We start from the raw sequence: 22,024 nt of genomic DNA on the forward strand, positions 1-22,024 counted from the left end.
TTATCAGCTCATACCAATCACAAAAGCATAATAAAAAGCCCCGGTTGCCGGGGCTTTTTGCATATATCGTGAGGCTTAAATGGTATGCTCTATTCACGCTCAGGATCCGTGCCGCTGCACTTCCTCATACCAGTCTCGCACATGCCGGCTAAGCCGTTCCACGATCTCCGGGTAACGGTCCGCCAGGTTGGAGCGCTCCCCGGGATCCCTGGACAGATCGGACAGGTGAACCTGATCCGGAACCACGCGGTCAAAATCGAGCTTTCCGTTCAGCACCAGCTTCCAATCCCCTTCCCGGACAGCCAGTTGGCCTTGATACTCCCAGAACAATTGCTTATGCGGCGACGGCTCGCGCATTTGCAGCATCTCCTTCAGGCTGCTTCCGTCCAGCGCAACGCCTTGAAGCCGTCCTGCCGCCGGATCGACGCCGGCCAGTTCCAAAAAGGTCGGTGCGATGTCCATCATAGCCGCCACTTCATCCCGCACTTGCCCGCCTTCCCATCCGTTCGGCCAGCTCAATATGGCAGGCTCGCGGATTCCGCCTTCGAACAGGCTTGCTTTATGCCCCCGGAATATCCCCGCGCTTCCCCCGTAATACACGTCCTCCGTTCCATCCAGCCAGTTCCGGCTCTCGGAGGACGGTCCGTTATCGCTGGAGAAGAAAATGACCGTATCCTCGTAACAGCCGGTTTCCTTCAAGGCCTTCACGATCTCCCCGACGCCGTCGTCCACCGCGGCAATCATGGCGGCCATGACCTGCCGATCCCAAGGCAAATGCGCAAACCGGTCCATATATTCCTGCGGTGCATGCATCGGGTAGTGCGGCGCATTGTACGACGCAAACAAGAAGAACGGAGCCTCCTGCTCCCGCGACCGCTGAATGAAATCAACCGATCGTTCCGTGATCAGCTCGGTCATGTACCGGCCGTTCTCCCAAACCTCCGTTTCGTTCTCCCATAGGTCATGCAGGGGGTTGACGCCATGGGCTTGGCCCCAGTAAAAAATGTGCGAGTAAAAATCGACGCAGCCTGCCTTGAATCCGAAAAACTCATCAAATCCATGCGCATTCGGGCTGGTTTCCTCAGACAAGCCCAAATGCCATTTTCCATACAGCGCCGTCCTGTACCCGGCAGGCTTGAGCGCCTTGGCCAACGTCACCTCGTCGGCAGGCAGTCCATGCGAACCGCGCTTCGCCCCCAGAATCTCGCCGACTCCCGCTCGGGCCGGGTACTTGCCCGTCAATAATGAGGCTCGTGACGGAGAGCAGACCGGGGAATTCGAATACCAATTCGTAAAACGAATGCCTTCGTCAGCCAACCCGTCCAAATGCGGGGTTATCACGGTGTCCGAACCGTAGCATCCAAGATCTCCATACCCTAAGTCATCGCAATAAATCACGATAAAATTCGGTTGTTTCATATCTCCATTCACCTCTACTATGCTCGACTTGTTCCTCATCATCGTACCTTTTGGCGGACGAATACGGAATGCTCCATCTTTGCAATCGTTATACAATATGTTGCATCATAGTAGTAACAAAAGAATTGATCGGTATATGTGGAAGGAGGACACATGAGTTTAACAGTGAATCAGCGGCCATCCCGAGAAGAATACTTTAACAACCCGGCTCACTTTGAGACACAACTGGGATTATGGATATTCAAATCCGGATCCCACCCCTTTTTCACCGAAAAAGTCGGTCCCCGGTCCGTCGAATTTTATAGTATACATTTCGTTGCCAGCGGCAAGGTGCGGTTCGGATGGGACGGCAGCAGCGTCTCCCTCTCGGAAGGCGATCTCTTCTGCCTCTTCCCCGGCTCGGTCTATACGTATGTCAAGGACTGCGACGAGCCGTCTACCATGATCACCTGGACGGCCTTTATGGGCGAGTTGATGCCGTCCATATTGAAGCATGTCGATTTATGTCCGGAACGGCCTTATCGTCAAAATGCCTTCAGGGACGATGCCTTGGCTGTCATCAAGGACATTCAGCGATTGCTCCGACAGCCCCAGCAGGACCATAGCCTTCAGCTGATGTCGCTGGGATTCCAGTTGATCCACAGCATCGATCCCAACCGGGACCAGCACCTTCCCGCTGCTTCGGCTGCTTCGGACTGGCTCGAGTCCGTCCCCGGATATATGGGACTTCACTGCACGGAGAACCTGTCCGTGGAGGAACTTGCCGCCTGGGCCGGCGTGCATCGAAGTCACTTCACCCGCGCGTTTACCCGCCGATACGGCATTTCTCCGTCCCGCTACATGCAGCAGTTGATCATGGAGAAAGCGACCCGTTTGTTATCCGCCGAGGGAACCAGCATCACGCAGACCGCTTTATCCCTGGGTTATTCGGATTTGTTTACGTTCTCCCGCGCCTTTACCCGGTATTTCGGAATGACGCCGAGCGCATTCGTGAAAGCGAACCGCCCATCTTCGAGAACAAGCGAATAACAAGGAACCGCCATACGATAAAGGGATCGCCGTTATCGATCCTACAGCAACGAAAAGAGGCCATCCGTTAGGGATAGCCTCTGGTCTTTTTACATTATCTTTTTTCGTTGCTACAAACGTCAGGACAACCTATTCCTCCATCAGCCCCCACAGCGTGGTAAAGGCCTCGCCTTCCAATTGAAAGAACACAGGCGTATTGGCATATCGCACATATTGGCCGCCTTTGAACAGTCTTAACTGGACTTCCGTCCCGTCCTGCAGCTGGATATACAGAAATTTCTGCTGGCTAGGCCCGGTCTCGTAGATCCCTTGCTCAAACAAAGCGTCCGCCGCTACCGGCTTTGCCTCATTTAAAGCCTCAACGAAGGCTTGCACCGCCGTATCGTCGGCAAGCTCGCGCAGCTTACTCTCGCCCATGTTCCAGCTGTCGAAATCCTGCCATTTAACCGAAGTCATGTTCCCCATTAAATTCAGCTTGCCGATGATATCCTCGCCCTTGGCCACCGTAATCCCGTTGAGGTGCTCATACAATTCGGCGTAGACTTCCCCGTCGTGCTCCATGTAGGACATGATTCTAAAATCGGCGTCATATCCCTTAACCGTGAAAATATCCATTTCGCCGATCGTCGAAGCAAACTCCGTGTAATCATCAGAGGAGCTCCATTCCGTAATCCCCGACTTCGACCGTCCGAGCTTGTCGCCCCGCAGCTGTTTGGCGATGTCCGGCGTGATTTGCGTACCGGTTTGGGTGTAGATATTGCCCTGGTATACAACCAAACCGATCATGTCGGCTTTGACGTTGCTCTCGTCCGGAAGCTCGATTTTCGGAATGGTTACCGGATCATGACCAACCTTCGCGGTCGGCGGGGTATTCTCCCCAGTCCCTTGTTGAACCACCGGGATATCGCTGTTCGCTGGCTCGTTCTCAAGATTCAATACTAGCGAAGCTACTACCACCAGCCCCAACATAACGGCCGCAGTGACGCCGGCGACCCCCATTCGGCTCATTCTGGTCGTTTGACGCTGATTTTGTTTCATTCCTTTCATAATCCGCTCCTCCAATCCTTTGTCAGGTCCGATTCGATCTATCAATGATTTGTAGTCCTTCCGATTCATCAATCGTCCTCTCCTTCCAAGTCCATGCGCAGCAGCTTCCTGCCGCGCTGAAGACGCATCTTGACCGCAGACTCGTTAATCTGCAAAATCCCGGCGATTTCCTTAACGGAATAATCCTCGTAATAAAACAGATGGATGACCGACTTATACTTGAACGGCAAACTCATGACGTTATCCATCAGCGTCCGTTCCGACGGTTCGACAAAATAATCGTTCATATGCTCCATCTTGGTTACCCGCTTGCGCCACAGGCTCCCTTGCATATTCTTGCAGTGGTTCGTAATCACCCGAATGAGCCAGGCTTTCTTATGCTCCTGGTCGCTGAAGTCAGGCGCTTTATATATCAGTTTAATGAACGTCTCTTGAATGGCTTCTTCGACATCCTGTTTGTTCCCAAGGTACACCATCGCTATTTTAAAAAGCATATCGCCATATAATTCATAAGTTTCCGTAATATCTCCGCCCGGCCGGAGCGAATCGATCTGCATCGCCTAGACCTCCTTTTACCCTTAACACAGTTATGGACGTGGATCGGTCACATTTTGTTTACGGATTTTTTCGAATTTAAAAGGGCTACCCCAAGGGGGAGCCCTTCTCGCTCATTGAGTGTTTTTATAAGCCCTCTATAAAGTCCTAAAGTCTAGGATAAACCCTCACGCTCGTATTCAGTAATCTGACGCTTACACAGTTCTCTTACATCCTTACCTTGCAAATATTCCTCAAACCATTGGATAGTAGCATCCAATGCCCGATCCAATGTCCACCTAGGGTTCCAATTGAGCTCATGTGATGCTTTTGAACAGTCCAACTTAAGCAAATTTGCTTCATGTTTAGAATTCAGATTAACCACCTGATAGCCAGGATGTTGATGCGGCCACTTACTTAACATTTGAGTGACAATCCATTGAACAGACCTGGCATCACGATCCTGAGGTCCAAAATTCCAAGCCTGCGCATACTCCTCACCATCCAAGTACAGCTGCTGGCAAAGCATTAGATATCCAGATAACGGTTCAAGTACATGTTGCCAAGGTCGAACCGCCTCGGGATTCCGGATTTGGATGAGCTCTCCGTTTGTCAATGCTCTTATCAGGTCAGGAATCAACCGATCTTCTGCCCAGTCGCCCCCTCCTATTACATTGCCGGCTCTTGCAGTGGCCACCCTGACCATTGTTGATTCCAAAAAAGAACGACGGTACGCTGAGGTTATTAGTTCTGAGCATGCTTTACTACTTGAATATGGATCATACCCTCCCAGCTGCTCGTTCTCACGGTACCCCCAATGCCACTCATGGTTCTCATAACATTTATCCGTTGTTACGTTGAGGATTACACGCACCGAACTACAAGTACGCGCGGCCTCCATTAGATTTACTGTGCCCATCACATTCGTTTGATAAGTCTGGACAGGATCTTCATAAGATTTCCTTACTAGTGGCTGCGCGGCCATATGTATAACGATTTCCGGGTCTGCCTTTTGCATGGAACGCCTCAGCATCTCTAAATTAGTAACATCACCAATAACTGACTCTACTAAAACTTCCTCAACATTTCCCAATTCAAACAAAGACGGGGAGGTAGGGGCTGATAATGAATACCCTGTCACCTCGGCTCCCATACTATGAAGCCAAATGCTAAGCCAACTTCCTTTAAAGCCAGTATGTCCTGTAAGGAACACCTTCTTGCCCGCCCAGAAAGTATGCTCCACCATACCTAATTTCATCATATAGGCACTCCTGATTTAAATTTAGTTTCTGCAAGAATTAAACCGATTGCTCCGCCGGCTGGTAGTTCATTTGGTACATTCCAACATTGGATTCCAATAACGACTCCAAATAATTCATATCCGCTTGCCGTCCTCCAGCAAGAAACATTGCGAAGTCCTTAATAACCTGTTTGCTTTGCGAGCTCCGCTCCGGTACGAAACTAATAATTGAAGATTGCTCAAACCCGTGTGCTTTTGCCTGCAAACAAAGTACGTCACGTATATAGATTTTGCGATTGTGTACGGTATGCGAAGAAGAAAGCATTTCATATAATGTTTCTATACTCGCACTATTGTTAACCATAAAAATTACTTTTCCGTTAACACTCATGACCTTTGAAATAGCGCTGAAGATGGAATCCAAATCTTCAGAGTAACAATCCAAGGGTTTCTCAATATAAACCAAATCGATTGTCCCATTCAATTCTTCCGGTAACTGATAGATATGATCAAGCAGAAATACCTTTTCCGCAATAGAACGTACATCCATTTCATATTGGTGTTCCGTTGCACAGACAGATACACGTGGCTTAATACCATGATTGGACCAAATGCGGTTCTTAATTTGAAGCAGAGTAGCACCGCATTTTACATCAATTCCAAGTATTGTTTCAACAGCTGATAGCTGACTGAAATCTATCCTCAGATGAGCAAGATTCATTCGCGCATCCATCCATGCATCCAAACCGTATTTCTCCGCAAAAGTTTTCCTTCCTTCTTCCATAGAATTCGTCTGATGATCACTGGCGGTTGTTAGGCTACCGTAATGATGAGTCACCGTATCCGCACAATAAACAAGCTTGTATCCTGCTCGTCTAATTCGGAAGCTAATGTCGTCATCTAAAAATTCGCCACGAAAAAAGCGGGTGTCATAATATCCGATCCGATCCAATAATGCCGTGGGGCAACATAAAACATTGGGCAGCAACACCACACGTTCTTCCCATTTTGAAGGGTCACTTACATTGTATTCTCTGGCCTTTTCCTGAAAATCATCTTTTGAGTTAAATGGAATTGAAATTTGCTGCATATTAGAAATGGAGGTAGCCCCCGGGGACACAAACCCAATACCAGGATCCGATTCAATGCAGATCATCAGATTTCTCAACCAATTCGGCGTAAAAATAAAATCGTTACATACAGCAGCGCAATACTTTCCTTCCGCCGCCATCAAACCAATATTGAAGCCCTTCACAAGATGGATGTTATACTTCAGATGAATAACCTTTGCGCCAGGTACGGAATCAAAATATTCCTTTGTTCCGTCCGTAGAGCCGTTATCTACCAATATCAATTCGTATTCCACATCATCCGTATTCCTCAAAATGCTTTCAACACAATCCCGTGTATAAACCAAATTATTGTAAGCGAGCAGAATGACACTTACTTTGCAATGTGCCTTTTCGCCCTTTGCCCTGATATCATCATGATCGATGATGCCTACCTCTGGATAAAAACGCGGATAGTCCTTCTTAGAGACAAAATTCTCCAAGATATAGGCAATTTCGAACTCCAATATCCGAAAAAGAGAGCGAAAGTGAAAACGAAAATCATATAAAAAAGATTCGATATTTTCATCTATTGCATTCTGTTTGAGCTGTTCTATATAAAATAGAATATTAGCATTGATATCTTTTATCCGATTAGGAACAGACACTTCCATTGTCACGTTTTCAATTACATCCAGCAGCTCAACCATTGTATCCAACACGGCTAAATCGGATAGGCTTAGCTCACCTTGTTGGATGCAATTTTCTAAATAACAGATACCTTCATGTCCAACCTCTAAATTACCAAGAATGTGCGCTGCTATATTATTATCCATGTCCTTCTCCTTCAGACAAAATCATGCCATCTGTATTAAAATCAAAGTCTCTCCACTGCTTGTCTTTCTGTGAAATAATGAGATCTTCCACATGAGGCCACTCTATCTCAAAAGCAGGATCGTTCCAACGAACTCCAGATTCATGAGTAGGAGCGTAGTACTCACTGACCATATAATGAATGCTCGCATTTTCGGTCAGCGTTTGGTATCCATGGGCAAATCCCTTGGGTACATATAGAGATAAATGGTTCTCGGCAGATAACGTAAGCCCGAACCATTTCCCAAATGTAGGACTATCCCGATTTAGGTCAATGATAACATCATAGATGGCTCCTTGATGGCAAGAGATGATCTTTTGCTCACAAAAAGGAGGTACCTGGAAATGCATCCCCCTTAGCGTCCCTGCTTGATGGTTAAACGCCACATTCGATTGAACTCCTTCAAAAGAAACTCCATGCTCAGCCAACGTTTTTTTACAAAAACTTCTAGCAAAAAAACCACGACTGTCCTGAATGGGCTCCATTTCGATTACTGCCGCTTTTTTAAGCGGTGTAGTATGAACTAACATGCTGCTCCCCCTTATAACCTGAAATTCCGCCTGAACTTTTAAACATTTTTATAGGTAGCCAAAATTAACCTACATCAAAAGTTGATAGTGTTCCAGTGAACCCTAGCTGTATAAGTTGATCTTGGATTTGCTGTTTATGTGCATTTGCAAAAAGAATAATGGTGTCAAATAAACAAACATATTCGGAAGTTGGCTTAATGATGGGAATACCCGCAATATGGTGTCCCTGTTTAGTAAGGTCGCTGTCAAACAGGCATTCAATATGAACTTTCTCCTCCAGCATTGCAAGAAAACAAGTCGACTCCGCTCCTGCACCCCATGCCGCTACTCTCGCATTTGCTGAAAGTTTTGAAACAAGCTGATCGAGCCCTAATTGTCGTTTACTACTAAAAGTGAAGCGGGGTTTGGGGGCCTTTTTCACATATAATTCTAGCAAATTCGGGTCTGCTGACTCTTGCACGCAAACTACTGTCAATCCTGCTCTATGTGCCATTGCTGTCAGGCTAGTAACAGAGAAATATTGGATGTGGTCGGTACATAAATTATAATATAGGCGCTTTTCCACGATACGTTGTCCATTGGGAACCTCCACTAGAAGAATGCCATTTTCATTCAATAGTTGGGCTGCTTGAGCAAACAGAACTGCAGGCTGCTCAAGGTGCTCAAGCACTTCAATTATACTTATTGCATCAAATCCCGACTCAAAGGTTAACTTTTCATGGAAATAGTCGTTTATGACTGTAAATCCTTGTTGCCGTGCTTTCATAGCACTAGTAATGGATGGCTCAACCCCAAATAGTTCTTCAAAATGGTTCCTAGCTAGTGTTAAATAATGTCCGACACCACAGCCAATATCTAAGAATCGTCCACGTGCCGGCGCCAGCATCGCTATGCGCTCAAGTTGACGTTCCCGGATGCGCTTGAAGCTAGCTCCCCAAAAGGAGCCCATGGAATAATCTTGGTAATACTCTTCAGCAATGTGCACCGGAATCTGAGTATGCCCGCATGAATCACAGTGATAAATCTCCAGATCGCGTAAAATCAGTTTATTCGAGTTATATACACTCATTAAACTATGAGGTGCTCGAGTATATCTCTCCTCAAAAGCACATGTTTGACCACAAATATTACAGATGATGTTAATCAATCCTTTCGTTACCTGGTGAGAAGGGCTTTGAATAGTTCGATGACAAAAGTCTCCACCTTATCATTTGGTTCCAAGCCCTTTTGTTCGTTTACACTAGTAAAGTCAAAGTCAGCAACTTGGTTGTTTCCCTCGGGGCGAATGATTCGTACGGGCATTCCGAAAGTCTCTAATGCGACCTTTTGAACTAATAAGGCGAACTGTAAAACACTCATCGTCTCATTTCCGTAAGCATGAAATAACCGCTCTTTTGGTCTTTGTTCCAATATCCACATCACTTTCTTACATACATCCGACACACCTACAAAATTACGAAGTTGGCTCCCTGGAGTCAAAAGCGTTATCGTGTTATTCTCTACAGCTTCCCTGCAAAATAAAAACGGAATCAAATTCCAACGTTTAAATGTATTAAGGTTTACGGGGACTCCAAATAGATTAGAGGGCCTGACTATCCATGCATTTAGCAGATTAGTTCTATCGTACATCCTAACAGTTTGTTCAGCTGTATAATGTGCCAATCCATAGTCGTTACTTGGAGCGACAGGAGTGCTCTCTGTCAATTTCCCTTCCTGTACACCAAAAACATGAAAACTCGAAAAATATATAAAATTCTTAATATTATTATTTTTACAGAAATCAAGAGCTGCTCGGATTCCAGTTACATTTTCAGACAAAGCTCGGTAAGGATCTGTTTTATAAAGCATTTCGTTTAGTGAAACCGTATGGATCATTGTATCGATTCCATTACTAATCAACGATGCCACTTCATTCGGTTTGGAGAAGTCCATTCTAAGATCTCCTTCTCCATCTCTCGTAGCAGTCATAACATTATAATGATGCGTTCTTAAATACTGGGCCATATGAAGCCCTATATAACCATTAGCACCGCTAATCAATATGGTTTTTGATTTCATGAACTTCCTCCATTTTGCAGAATGGGTACATTAAAAAAAGACTGTGCCCAGGGTTTATCCGTTTGCTGTGTTATATGCTGACCAGTATCTGTATGACGATAGTATAATGATCCGTTGTTCAAGTTGGTGTTACGTAATAAGGCTTGATTTCCGATCGTCACATGGTCGCCGATACAGCAGTCACCAACGATTGCTGATTGCGGGGCCATGGCCACCCCCTTGCCGATAACAGGATAAACACCATTTATTGCGCCTACGGTGCATCCCTGATAACATACAAAAAAATCACTATAAACCGCCTTACCTAACACTACACCACCACCATGTACAACAAGAAAGATATCAGGCATTCCCGCATCATACATACATACAACACCGTTTAACGCCTTATTTAAGTAAAAGAATTTGGACGCGATCTCCTCAGTCTCAAACTCCCTCCATGTCGAATTAGACAAAAACCACAGGAATAATGTGTATTGATCGGAATGGAGATGTGAAAAATAGGTAGTTCCTTCATGATGAAACGACCTTAAAGCGATATGTTGAAAACAAAACTCCGAGCGCTCCAAGGCTAGATTAAATGACCGGTTAAATAATGTGTCCTTGGGAGACAAACGATTATCCGGAAAAAAATGACTCACCTGATGAAACACATAATTTTGCAAATCTTCCTTTGAAAGAGTCAGTTTAAACATAATAAACTCCTAGAATAGTAATATTTCCAACTCATTTTCGACTTTTGGTTATACTAGGTATTCCATATTTTCCAAGGTGCCTTTTGACTTTCCCAAAGCCCATCAAGGACAATCTTTTCACGCAGAGTATCCATTGGCTGCCAGAAACTATCATGCCTGTAGACATTTAACTCACCATCTCGTGCCAAATTTTGCAAAGGCTCCTGTTCTAAGATCGTTGTATCCCTATCTTTGATATAGTTGAATACTTGGGGTTCACACACCATGAACCCTCCATTAATCCAACCCCCATCACCTCTAACCTTTTCAGTAAATCCAGTAACCGTATCGCCATCCAGTTCCAGCCGCCCAAATCGGCCGTCCGGTTGCACGGCTGTAATGGTCGCAAGTTTACTGCTTTCTTTATGGCAGCGAACAAGCTGATCAATATTTATATCTGCCAAACCATCCCCATACGTAAGCATAAAAGGATTGTTACCCACATAAGGCTCAATTCGCTTAATACGGCTACCCGTCATGGTGTTTAGACCCGTCTCTACCAAAGTAACCTTCCATGGTTCTACCGTGTTCTGATGCACCTCGACAGTATTGCCAGAAGTAAAATCGTAGGTTACCGCTTCGGACATATGTCGGTAATAATTAGCGAAGTACTCCTTGATGATATAGCCTTTATAACCAAGACAAATAATGAATTCATGATATCCATAGTGAGAGTATGTCTTCATGATATGCCACAATACTGGTGCGTCTCCGATTTCAATCATAGGTTTAGGCTTAAGATGAGACTCTTCACTTATTCGTGTTCCTCTTCCGCCTGCCAAGATGACAACTTTCATACTGTTCACTTCCCTACTCGATTTTTAATGCCTTGTTAGTCCTATAACTTTAGCCTGTGTTATTTATTTCAAATCTTTCAATTACAAAGATGTTTGCTCCTCATCTACTTATCGACAAAATAACCAATAATAATTAATTAGAAATACGTGGTAACAGTTCATTGCAAGTAGATGACAGCATAACTCTGACATACTTTTTAATAGCAAGCTATAACTCCATAACAAAAACAATAAAATCCTTATTCAATACAAAGCAGTTAAATTTCCTACAGAAAGATTGATACCTTCAACCAAGAGAAACTATTAACAGTAAAAAAAGGGCTCCCCCTAAAGGTAAGCCCCCTCTTAATCATATTTCGGCCTATTTCACGCAGATTGCTAGTTCAATATGCATCCAGCCGCTATAGAACCTGTTTATTTCACGTACGTCAAATCCTGCATCAAACGATGGAGCACAGCGGCGCTTTCGCCGCGGGTGGCATTCGATTTAGGGTGGAAGCGCTGCTTCGGATCTCCGTTCAGAATATCAAGTTTCGCCAATTCATACACCGCCACCTGAGACCAAGCACCGATCGAGGACGCATCGGCAAAATGAGCTTTTGCCGCGTCCACGGGGTTGTATCCGGCATACTCCAGTGCGTTGTAGGCCATCACGGCCATCTCTTCGCGCGTGATCGTCCGATTCGGCTTAAAGGTGCCGTCCGTGTAGCCGTTAATGATATCGGCATCGACTGCTGCCTGGATTGCTCCGGCGTACCAGTCGGATGAAGCCACATCCTGGAAGCTGCCTGACGCAGCGTCTGCAGAAAGTCCCAGTGCCCGGACAACAAGCGCTGCGAACTCGGCCCGAGTGACCGGTGCGTTCGGAACAAAGGTCTGCTCCGTGCGCCCGGTTACGATCATTTTGGCCGCAAGCGATTCAACCTCACCCTTGGACCAGTGGGACGCGATGTCCTGGAACGTTACCGGGTTCTGCAACACCAGGTACGTGCTGTTCGTGCGGCTATAAATATCGATACGTTGGCCGTTCACCTTGAATGGTACTGGCGTGTATTCGCCGTTTCCATCCACTCGGACGACCGCGATATCCGTCAACGCATGCGACTTGTCGACATTCAGGGACCGCTTTACATACGATTGGAATGCGTCCAACGTGGCAGTCTTGCCATTACCGGACTTCACCGTCACGGTATAGCTCACAGCTTGTATTGCATTATATCCTTTGGACGCCGCTGATTTAAGGGCATCATTATCGATAGCAAGCTGAATGACCAATTGAAGGCTGTTCATGTCCGAGCCGGCTTGGGCTGCCAGCGCTTGAAGATCGATCTCCGTCTTCGGAAGCTCATAGCTTCCGTAAGGCGTTGCTACCACCAGCACCTGCGCGTTTGTCTGGTCAATCCATGCCCGTAGTGCTTCATTATCGATGGTTATGGATGAAGAAGAGATTGGCTGCGTGCTTGTTACCTCTACGGTAACTTTTCCGCCAACAGGCTGTTTCAGGGCTTCCTTCATGGTCGCTCCGGTCACGCTGCCTGCAGCCGCGCCGTTCTCCACCTTAACCGGAACCTTTACCTTGCCCGGTTCTGCCGGCGGCGTGGTGCCAGGGTTCGATGGGTTTACGGGAGGCGTCGTCGGCCCCGGAGTCCCAGGCGTGCCCGGATTTCCAGGGTTGCCCGGCCCAGGCTCACCCGGACCACCTGGAAGCGGCGCTCCCTTCAAGTCCGTAATCCGTCCTTCGACGGCGGAGGTCTTGGCCGTGATGGTGCCTACTTTTTTCACGTAATTCGAGAATACTTCATAGTCAGGCTTATAAAGCAGGTTCACGCGCCCTTCCAGATAGGCCTTCTCGAGCGAAGCATAGAAATCGCCGCCCTTAGCGGTAAATGCGTTCGTCGCTACCTCATACGATTTGTTCATGTCGATCGGCTCATATCCGTTCTTGCCCTTCACCTCGATGCGCAGGACGCGTGATCCAACAGGCTTGGTCGAATCATAATAGAACTTCATGCCCGCGATATGCGGGAAGCGGCCATCCGCAGCAGGCGTCTTGGAAACCCCGTTCTCCATGGCTTCTTTAATCTCGGCGCCCGTCAGCGTGATCGTTACCAGATCATTGTTAAACGGAAGAACCGTCATGACGTCACCCATCGTGATTTTGCCTGCTTCAATGGATTCGCGGATGCCGCCGCCGTTCTGCAGGGCGATGACCGCATTCGTTCCAGCGGCTTTCGCCGCATCCAGCATGCCATCGGCAATCAGATTGCCGAGATTCGTTTCCTTCGTGCGGACATCGGCGCGAACGCCGTTCAACTTCACTTCTGTCGTACCAACCTCCGTTTGTTTTAACTGCTCCACACCCGGCTTATATTTGGTATTCAGAATTTGCAGCGCCTCTTGATCCGGCTGAATCACATATTGGCCGGCGCTATCTTTCTCGTCAACCGAAATGAGGTTACTGTTCCACTCCTGCAGGACACCCTCGTCGTCAAATACGACCTCAAGCTGACCTAAGAATTGACCTTTTTCACCTGTCTGCACGATCAGCTTCGGTTCGCTGTCCGAACGGTCCACGACCGCCTGATCCAGCTTGGTATGACTGTGGCCGCCCACGATGATGTCGATGCCCTCGACTTCCTTCGCAAGGTTGACATCCACGTCATAACCGAGGTGCGACAGTACGACGATTTTGTTGATACCTTCATTCTGCAGCATCGCTACGGTGTCTTTTGCCTTTTGCACCGCATTCTCAAATGTTACGTCTCCAGGCGAAGCGATGTTCGCCGTGTCTTCGGTTGTCATTCCGATGAGGCCAACCTGCTCCCCGTCTACCTCCATGATGATGGCTGGATAGATGGTTGCATCCTTGGCATCCCGGGTCACTTCATTCTTGAATTTCTGGGTCAATAAAGCATCGGCCGAAAAATTCACGTTCGAGGAAACAAACGAGAATTCCGCATGCTCGATGAAATCGTTCAGCACCTCGGATCCTTTATCGAACTCATGGTTACCGAAAGTCATGGCATCATATTGAACCAAATTCATGAACTCCAGATCGGCGAGTCCCAAATATTGATTGAAATACAGCGTGCCGGAGAATACATCCCCTGCATCCACGAGCAGAGGGTTGACCGCATTCGCTTTGGCTTCCTTGATTGCCGTAACCCGGCGCGCAATGTTATCCGGCGAGCTCACGGTGTCCAGATTGGCATGCGTGTCATTGATATGCAAAATGGTCAGCGGGAAGCCGTCCACGGCTTCTTCCTTCAGGTCAATCTGGGCGACGACCGGATCATGATCCGATACGCGGCCCTTGGAAGCCGGGAAGTCGGCGTTCAGATGCACGACATCGGCTTGCGTAGAGCGAGTCAAATTCTTGCTGACGAGAATATGATCCAGCACCTGCGAGTTTCCGTCATACGTGTAGGTATACCTCTCTTCGGGCGGAAGCGTATCGATCAGATTATCCAATTCGTTGCCTTTCAAAATGTTCGCCGTCTCGGTAAATTGGAAATCATTCAAATCTCCCAGAACAACGACGTTAGCGTCAGGGTTAGCAGACACAATGCTTTTCGCGAATCTGTTCACAACCGCTGCAATCTGATGGCGCTGCGTTTCGCTGGAGAGAACCGGAGGCTGGGTATTGCCGAAAGGTCCTTGGTCTCCGGATTTCGAGTTAAAATGATTCGCAATGACGATCACTTTTTCCCCTTGGAATTCGAACTGCGCGGCCAAAGGCTTACGCGATGCGTTGAATGCAGGGTTCAGCGGTTCGATTCGGCCCGGATTCAGAGTCAGCTGATCCTTTGCCCCATCATAAGCCACCGATTCAATCGGTGATCCCTTCTTGCCGTTTACACTGTCCGATAACTGGACACGATCGGTGTTATAGAGGAATCCGACCCGAATGTTCGCTCCCGGCGCTCCCCCGTCGTTATTATTCACCGGATCAATATCGGTAAAGCTGTAGGTTGGTCCGCCAGCTGCCTTGATGGCGTTAATCAAGGTCTGGTAGCTTTGATCTGCCGCGGTAGTTCCGTTGTTCTGCTCCCCGTTGTTATCCTGTACTTCGACAAGACCAATAATATCCGGAGACTTGATGTTGTTTACGATCGACTCCGCCAGCTTGTTGATTTTGGCGGAACTTACGCCCGGATAGAAATTTTCGATATTATACGTCGCTACTGTGAGCTGTTCGTCTTTCACGTCGATCGTGGATACCTCTTGCTTAAAAGAGCTGCTGTGGATTGCAGGCAATTCGCCTTTAGCCGGAATCACCTTGAAATTGCCACTGTTATAACCGATTACGCCGATCACATCATCGGCAAATGTATCGCCGGTGCCCACTTCTTGTCCCGGATTGCCGTAAGCAATCAGGAGACGCTGCGGATTGAAATTCCCTTCCTCTTTCAGGACCAGTCCGCCGGCTGGCGTAATGACATCCGCGATATCATTCTCAACACGGGTCGCAATGTTGTAGGTACCGCCGCTTGTCCAATACGGACTAATGATCGTTGGCTGCGGAAGTCTGACCAGCATGCCCTCGAGGGACTCGTAGAAGTCGATGGCATCCTCCTCTGGATCGAACGTTGCCATGCTGTCATTATCGATAATGGCGGCAGGAATCGGGCGCCCGCCTTTACCTAAGGTAACAGGGTCCGGCAGTTGTTGACCCTGACCCTGATTCTTGATGGATTGCAGCTCGATTTGAGTGGAGGTCAGGTTGCTGGAGCTTCCCTCGTTAAACTCGGCCACTTTTCCGGTTACACTCACCAGATCTCCGATTTGAGGCCGGTTTGGATCCGTGGAATACACAAAAACCGCATCCGAGGTATCCGGATTGGAATCCGGCTTCGGATCCTGGATATAGAATCCCTTGATATTGCCGTTAGAGAACGTGTAACCGTATTGGGTTACAACACCTTCAATATCGGTTACTATCTGTCCGGTATACGGCGAAGTATGTTCCTCGCCTTGGATATCCGCGATACGCGGTTGCTGTGTCGCCTTGTAAGCAAATTCGTATACCTTGCTCTCATTCGCCCCCGAGACAACAATCGCTTTGATGGTCGTGTCACGGTCTATTTGAATCGGCGAGCTGTACTGTGTACTCGCTGTCGTCGGGACTGACCCGTCGAGCGTATAATAGATGCTTGCCCCTTGCGTAGGGCTGGACAGCGTCACCGTCCCTCCAATGATTATCGGTCCGGCACCCGGACTTGCGATCACGGAGAACATGTCCTCGATTAAGGCATTCTCGCCTAAAGGAATTAACTCATAGATGTTGCCGAACTGCTTCACCACACCCGTGACGCGGCTGAAGGTCTTCACCGTCTTCAGCTTGGACAATCCGGAATAGATGATGAATTCATGACCGCCTTGCTCGGCCGTATATTCCCCAGGTCTATTTTCGGACTTGATGGTAACATCGTCCAGGTAGACAAGTCGCGCTTCATAAGTCTCTCCCGAAGCTGCAGATAGATCAGCTCCGGTGATTTGAAGAGCCTGCGGCACTCCTGCATTTGCACCCGTTACGTCATGGGGCAGCAAGGCGTGCGGTTTGATCTCCTGAAGATTGTTGTAAATCTCCATCACGCCGGCCACGCTCACCCGGTCGCCAACGCTGGCATTAAGCGGGTAGTCATAGAGCACGATACCGGCCGTGTCATCTTGAATGTAGGTTTCTCTGCCTTCGATATGCGTAATGATGCCTTCCGTCCAGACATGCTCGCCTTTTGCCTTGCTGCGGGCATCAGCAACGGACGTTTGCGTTAAAATATCATATTGGAACGAGGAGACCGGTCCATCCGGTAAACCATCCTGGACTGCATAGGCATCCACCCGCGTAGGCTCGTTAAGCGTGATCGGGCCGTTGACAAGCTGAAAGCCGGACCCGTTCCCACCGGACAGATACACATCCGCATAAACGGAAGCGCCCACCGTAGGAGGATTCAGCGTGATCTCCGTTCCGGCTGGCCAGGCATTAGGCTCCGGATTGGCGGTTACTGGCCCTAAACCCGTACTAGGAGTGACCGGTGTCTTCGGGCTCGAGCTGTTCCGAGGCTCCGGCTTGGTAACGGTAAAATCAGCGACATTGTTATCCGTGTCGAGGCCGCGATCATTTTGACCAACGGTCAATTCCTTGCGGATCGCAGCCGTGCTGTTGGATAAAACTGCGGTCGGGCTCGTCTCAGATTCTGAGGCCGATCCATAGCCAATGAGGTCAATACGATCGCCTGCGGCGTTTACCAGATCAACTTTTCCGTTAGAGCCGCTTAAGTTCAGTGTTCCTGCAGCATCAGCTGTCGGCAAAGAACCACCTACCGAGCCGTTACTCTGCTGCTGGATTAAATAATAAGCATAAGGCTCTATAATACCAGTTAAAGAGGTCGTGCCGTTAAAAGTGCCTGTTGCGCTTGCATAACGTACCTTCCAGCCTGTCAAGTCGATCGGACTGCTGGTCGGATTGAACAATTCGATAAAATCATGCGTATAAACGGCTCCGCTATTCCCGCCGCCACCGTACACCTGGCTGATCACAACCTGGTCATGCCGGGGAGAAGCCTCCGCCACCTTCACCGGGCTGAAAGGAACGATGATACTCAGAAGCATCACGATAGCCAAAAGCACACTTAACGGTCTTTGGCACCGATGTAATCGAATGCGCATTCAGGTTTTCACTCCTCTATTCTATTAAATTTTCTTACCTTATTTACTATATATACCAGATATGTTTTGGGAGTTCTAACCTAAAGTATGCTGGATGTAAAAAAACCTCCGATAGACCTAAACCCAAAGCTGGATAGGCATATCAGAGGTTCTATTTGGCTTACATCGACTTGCGCAATACGTTACCGTTTACCTGAATCGAACGGCTCCCCTACGGCTTTCGGCGCATTCGAGGATTTGGAGAAAATCACGAGCGCGATCAGTGTAACAACATAAGGGAAAATCTTGAGAATGACCGGCGGGATTACCGCCAAAGACGGAATGACCTGTGATACGTTGGCTACCGTCGTGGCAAATCCGAAGAACAAGGTGGCCAGCAGGATGCCGAGCGGCTTCCATTGTCCGAAGATCAAGGATGCCAGAGCCAGGAACCCGAGTCCTGCCACGTTCCCCGTAAATTCGCCGGAATACGTCAACAGAATGACAGCTCCCCCGAGTCCGGAAAAAGCACCCGAGATCATGACGCCGACATACCGCATGGACTGTACCTTAATACCTGCTGCTTCGGCCGCGTGCGGATGCTCGCCGCAGGACCGGAGTCGCAGACCGAACGGCGTTTTGTACAGTACAAATGCACTTACCAAAAGCAAGATCAGAACCAACCACGTCGTGGCATAGGTTTTCGTGAAGAATAAATCCCCGATGATCGGAATCTTGGACAGACCCGGAAAATCAAACGGTGCAAAACCATTCGTAATGCTGATCTTGCCGCTGCCCGTAATGTTACGGGCAAGGAATATCGTCAGGGCACCCGCGATCATATTGATCGCCGTACCGCTTATAATCTGGTTGGCACTGAGATTAATGCTGGCAAAGGCATGCAATAGCGAGAATAGCGCACTCGCTGCGGCCGCTGCCAACAGTCCTACCCATAATACCCACGATTGGCCGGGCCATTGGGCCTGCATTTTGAATATGACAAAGGCTCCGATGAAAGAACCGACAATCATCAAGCCGTCAAGGCCGATATTGACGACCCCGCTTCGTTCACTGAACAGCGCACCCAGGGCGGTAATCAAAAGCGGGATCGTGTAAGCGATGGCATACGGAAAAATCTGTTCAATCGTTGTCCACATATGTCCTTACTCCCCCTGCTTTTTATTAGCCGCGCGACGCAGCTTCAATTTACGGTATAGTCGTTCGATCAAGATGCTGGTTGCCGCAAAATAGATAATGATGGCGATAATCGAATCGGCGATTTCCGGCGGAATCTCCGTCATGGCATTCATAAACCCTCTGCCCGAGTAGAGAATCCCGAAGAACAGTGCCGATACCAAAACACCGATAGGTGCGTTAATTCCGAGCAGAGCTACGGCAATCCCGTCAAATCCCTGGCTCGGCAGAATGCCGATCTGCATGCTGGAGGCATTCCCCGCATACTGTGCAACTCCCGCGAGGCCCGCGAGGCCGCCGGAGATGAACATGGACAGTACGATGCTGCGTTTGACAGCGATACCCGCATATTCGGAAGCGTGACGGTTGAATCCGACCGCCTTCAATTCGTATCCAAGCGTTGTTTTGTTAATAAGGAAAGCGACGACCAGAACAGCAATGACCGCGATAAAAAAGCCCAGATTGACATAAGAACCTTGGAACATGTCACTAAGCCACTGCTGATGCAGCATGGCTTCCGGCGGAAGCTGACGCGATTCCGTCTCCAGACTCGCCCCTTTGAAGTAACCCGGAATGACATAATAAACGGTCCAGTAGGCGGTCCAGTTCATCATGATCGTGGATACGACCTCATGTACGTTATATTTAGCCTTCAGGAACCCTGGGACAACCGCCCATAGCGCACCGCCGATAAACCCGACCAGCACCATGACCAACAGGAGAAGCGCCCGCGGCAGGTCCAGCGAGAGGCCGACAGCCGTTGCGCAAAAGCCACCGAACAGCATCTGGCCCGCGGCACCGATATTAAACAGTCCGGTACGGAAGGCAAATGCCACGGACAAACCGGTCAAAATAAGCGGAGTCGCCGTCGCCAGCGTATTTCCGATCCGCTCGGGGTTCTTAAGTCCACCCTGGATAAGATACTTATACCCTTCTACCGGATTATGTCCGGTCAGCGCCATAAGCAGTGCCCCCGCAATAAGTCCGAACAGGACGGCAAGCAACGATTTTACGCTGTTATTCATGTGGTGCCTCCTCTTTTTGATACCCGGCCATCATCAGTCCGAGCTCTCTTTCGTTCGTTTCGGAGGTTTTAACGATACCTACCAGTTCACCGTTATTGATAACGGCAATGCGGTCCGATAAATTCAGCACTTCATCAAGCTCCAGGGAAACCAGCAGAACGGCTTTCCCCTTGTCCCGCTGTTCGATCAGACGACGGTGAATATATTCAATCGAGCCTACGTCAAGGCCCCGGGTCGGCTGAACGGCAATAAGCAGATCCGGATCGCGCTCTACCTCACGGCCGATGATCGCTTTTTGCTGGTTACCGCCGGACATCGAACGCACGATCGACCGGCCGCCCGTTCCGGATCGCACATCAAAGCTCTGAATGATATGCTCCGCATGCTTGCGGATCGCTGCTGGCTGCAGCAGCCCGTTCTTGGAATACGGTGGGCGGTTGTACACCTCGAGGATCAAATTCTCTTCAATGGTATAGTCCAGCACGAGTCCCCTCTTTTGACGGTCCTCCGGAATGTGGCCGATTCCGCTTTCATTCCGTTGACGGACAGAAAGACCGTTGAGCGTTTTACCATTCAAGCTCACCGTTCCGCTCTCGGCCTCGCGAAGTCCGGTAATGGCTTCGATCAGTTCCGATTGACCGTTCCCATCCACGCCTGCAATACCCACAATCTCCCCGGCATGCAGGTCCAGGCTAAAGGCTTTGAGCGCATCGACTTTCTTGCTGTTCTTGACCGTAAGTGATTTAATCTCGAGAACGGTGTTGCCCGGGCGACTCTCCTGCTTGTCCACTTTAAAGGAGACGCTGCGGCCCACCATCATTTCGGCCATAGCCTCGCGGCTCGTGTCTGCCACTTCAACGGTGCCGATCGTCTTGCCTCGGCGGATGACGGTGCAGCGGTCCGCAACCGCTTTAATTTCTTTCAATTTATGGGTGATCAGAATGATCGATTTGCCTTCATTGACCAGGTTTTTCATAATGCCCTGCAAATCTTCGATTTCCTGAGGGGTCAGCACCGCGGTCGGCTCGTCGAATATGAGCACTTCCGCGTCGCGGTACAGCATTTTGAGGATTTCCACTCTCTGCTGCATCCCGACCGAGATATCCTCGATTTTGGCATAAGGGTCTACGTTGAGGCCGTATCGCTTGGACAGTTCCTCGACCCGTTTGGCAGCCGATCTCACATCCAAGCCGAAGAAGTACTTGCGCGTCTCGCTGCCCAGAATAATATTCTCGGTCACGGTAAACGGCTCAACCAATTTAAAATGCTGATGCACCATCCCGATTCCGAGTTTGTTCGCGACATTCGGATTCGAGATCCGCACGTCCTTGCCGTTGACTTTGATTACGCCACGGTCAGGCTGATACATGCCAAACAGGATACTCATCAGGGTGGACTTGCCCGCCCCGTTCTCACCGAGCAGCGCATGAATCTCACCCTTCTTCAGCCGAATCGTAATATCGTCATTGGCTACGATCCCGGGAAATTCCTTGCGGATGCCCACCATCTCGACAACATAGTCCATGGTTTTGGGTCCTCTCCTTCTTTTGTGTTGAATATCTTCCTATGCATAAATTGTTTTAAAAAAACGCGGATCGACTCACTTCCAAACAGCCAGAACGCAGTTACATAGATCGAATTCCACATTCAATATCAGAATGCAATCGCTTGCGCCGGTGATACGGTCTGATACCTAAAATAGCTCCACAAAGTGGAGCCTATGCTTCGATGCTTGTTCCAAATCCTTTGCGGGGGCCCCAAAACATATAAATGCGATTACAGAATTGCTTACGCTTCACTGAAATAACTTATAAATTCTAATACCTTAAAAAAAGACGGAGGGAAT

15 protein-coding genes are annotated in these 22,024 nt (G+C 48.7%); 1 reads left to right on the forward strand and 14 read right to left on the reverse strand.

Annotation, left to right across the window (positions count from 1 at the left end; all coding sequences use genetic code 11):
• Positions 1-99 precede the first annotated feature (99 nt).
• Positions 100-1,419, reverse strand: a complete 1,320-nt coding sequence (locus tag AK95_RS06725) for a sulfatase-like hydrolase/transferase (protein ID WP_071219208.1) — start codon at positions 1,417-1,419, stop codon at positions 100-102.
• 153 nt (positions 1,420-1,572) lie between these two features.
• Between AK95_RS06725 and AK95_RS06730 the strand changes: the two genes are divergently transcribed.
• Positions 1,573-2,448 (forward strand): AraC family transcriptional regulator, encoded by an 876-nt coding sequence (locus AK95_RS06730; protein WP_071219209.1) that lies wholly within the window; start codon positions 1,573-1,575, stop codon positions 2,446-2,448.
• Positions 2,449-2,577: 129 nt separating this feature from the next.
• Here the strand turns inward: AK95_RS06730 and AK95_RS06735 are convergent, their stop codons facing one another.
• The 13 genes from AK95_RS06735 to AK95_RS06795 form a co-directional block, all read right to left on the reverse strand.
• Complete coding sequence (locus AK95_RS06735) at positions 2,578-3,564, reverse strand: hypothetical protein (protein ID WP_071219210.1); 987 nt, start codon at positions 3,562-3,564, stop codon at positions 2,578-2,580.
• Positions 3,564-4,052: an RNA polymerase sigma factor gene (locus AK95_RS06740; RefSeq protein ID WP_071219211.1), complete on the reverse strand. Its 489-nt coding sequence runs from the start codon at positions 4,050-4,052 to the stop codon at positions 3,564-3,566. The genes AK95_RS06735 and AK95_RS06740 overlap by 1 nt, the downstream gene beginning before the upstream one ends.
• 152 nt (positions 4,053-4,204) lie before the next feature.
• On the reverse strand, positions 4,205-5,290 hold the full coding sequence (gene rfbG / locus AK95_RS06745; protein WP_235613033.1) for a CDP-glucose 4,6-dehydratase: 1,086 nt from the start codon (positions 5,288-5,290) through the stop codon (positions 4,205-4,207).
• Positions 5,291-5,327: 37 nt separating this feature from the next.
• Positions 5,328-7,154, reverse strand: coding sequence for a glycosyltransferase family 2 protein (locus AK95_RS06750; RefSeq protein WP_071219212.1), 1,827 nt, complete (start codon positions 7,152-7,154; stop codon positions 5,328-5,330).
• Positions 7,147-7,722, reverse strand: a complete 576-nt coding sequence (gene rfbC, locus AK95_RS06755; protein WP_071219213.1) for a dTDP-4-dehydrorhamnose 3,5-epimerase — start codon at positions 7,720-7,722, stop codon at positions 7,147-7,149. The genes AK95_RS06750 and rfbC overlap by 8 nt, the downstream gene beginning before the upstream one ends.
• A gap of 64 nt (positions 7,723-7,786) precedes the next feature.
• Positions 7,787-8,869: a class I SAM-dependent methyltransferase gene (locus tag AK95_RS06760; protein ID WP_162487546.1), complete on the reverse strand. Its 1,083-nt coding sequence runs from the start codon at positions 8,867-8,869 to the stop codon at positions 7,787-7,789.
• A gap of 8 nt (positions 8,870-8,877) precedes the next feature.
• Positions 8,878-9,780, reverse strand: coding sequence for an NAD-dependent epimerase/dehydratase family protein (locus AK95_RS06765; RefSeq protein ID WP_071219215.1), 903 nt, complete (start codon positions 9,778-9,780; stop codon positions 8,878-8,880).
• Complete coding sequence (locus tag AK95_RS06770; protein ID WP_071219216.1) at positions 9,777-10,475, reverse strand: LbetaH domain-containing protein; 699 nt, start codon at positions 10,473-10,475, stop codon at positions 9,777-9,779. The genes AK95_RS06765 and AK95_RS06770 overlap by 4 nt, the downstream gene beginning before the upstream one ends.
• A gap of 53 nt (positions 10,476-10,528) precedes the next feature.
• Positions 10,529-11,311, reverse strand: a complete 783-nt coding sequence (gene rfbF / locus AK95_RS06775; RefSeq protein WP_071219217.1) for a glucose-1-phosphate cytidylyltransferase — start codon at positions 11,309-11,311, stop codon at positions 10,529-10,531.
• A 414-nt stretch (positions 11,312-11,725) separates the two neighbouring features.
• On the reverse strand, positions 11,726-17,980 hold the full coding sequence (locus AK95_RS06780) for a 5'-nucleotidase C-terminal domain-containing protein (protein WP_071219218.1): 6,255 nt from the start codon (positions 17,978-17,980) through the stop codon (positions 11,726-11,728).
• A 182-nt stretch (positions 17,981-18,162) separates the two neighbouring features.
• Positions 18,163-19,116 (reverse strand): ABC transporter permease, encoded by a 954-nt coding sequence (locus AK95_RS06785; RefSeq protein WP_071219219.1) that lies wholly within the window; start codon positions 19,114-19,116, stop codon positions 18,163-18,165.
• A gap of 6 nt (positions 19,117-19,122) precedes the next feature.
• Entirely contained in the window at positions 19,123-20,178 is a 1,056-nt protein-coding gene (locus tag AK95_RS06790) for an ABC transporter permease (protein ID WP_071219220.1), read from the reverse strand.
• The gene (locus AK95_RS06795) at positions 20,171-21,703 is read right to left on the reverse strand and encodes an ABC transporter ATP-binding protein (protein WP_071219221.1); all 1,533 of its coding nucleotides are present in this window, start codon (positions 21,701-21,703) and stop codon (positions 20,171-20,173) included. The genes AK95_RS06790 and AK95_RS06795 overlap by 8 nt, the downstream gene beginning before the upstream one ends.
• Between the last annotated feature and the right edge of the window lie 321 nt (positions 21,704-22,024).

The organism is Paenibacillus sp. LC231 (assembly GCF_001860525.1).
In the GTDB taxonomy this organism is placed as follows: Bacteria; Bacillota; Bacilli; order Paenibacillales; family Paenibacillaceae; genus Paenibacillus_AQ.